General features: G+C 53.4%; 1 pseudogene. It reads left to right on the top strand.

Features of this window, described 5'->3' with window-relative positions:
• Positions 1 to 101: 101 nt before the first annotated feature.
• Positions 102 to 627: pseudogene (locus BN1115_RS21585) on the top strand (transposase); the annotation flags it as partial.

Here is a 627-nt window from a genome sequence, read left to right as displayed (position 1 = left end):
GACTACTCGACTCCCTGTTCAAGTTGATGAATGATATATGGTCTAATCATCCCGGACACCATTTTAGGTGGTACAGTCGCCACCATGACCTGAGGTGTTCAATGACAAGATTACGTCGCTCATTTACTGCCGAATTCAAACTCGAAGCCGCATCCCTGGTGCTCGACCAGGGATATTCTGTCCCCGAAGCAAGCCGTTCACTGGATGTCGGTGAAACCGTACTTCGCCGCTGGGTTCAGCAACTGCAATCCGAACGAACCGGCACCACGCCTATCAGCAAAGCGCTTACTCCGGAACAGCAGAAAATCCAGGAGCTGGAAGCCCGCATCCATCGGCTCGAGCGCGAAAAGGTCATTCTAAAAAAGGCTACGGCTCTCTTGATGACGGACGAGTTCACACGTACGCGCTGATAGACCAGTTAAGAGAGCAAGCCCCCATCACCCTGGTCTGCTGCGCTTTCGATGTCCCCACTTCCTGTTTTTACGACTATCTGGCTCGCAAGCGGACGATTAACCGTGAGCGGATACAGCAACGCAGCGAGTTGCGCCGGTTGTTTAAAGAGAGTCGGGACTCGGCAGGTAGCCGCGCCTTGATGTCGATGATGCGAGAGTTGGGGTATCAGATTGG

It is taken from the genome of Aeromonas allosaccharophila (assembly GCF_000819685.1).
In the GTDB taxonomy this organism is placed as follows: Bacteria; Pseudomonadota; Gammaproteobacteria; order Enterobacterales; family Aeromonadaceae; genus Aeromonas; species Aeromonas allosaccharophila.
This window is presented reverse-complemented; position numbering and strand designations above follow the sequence as displayed.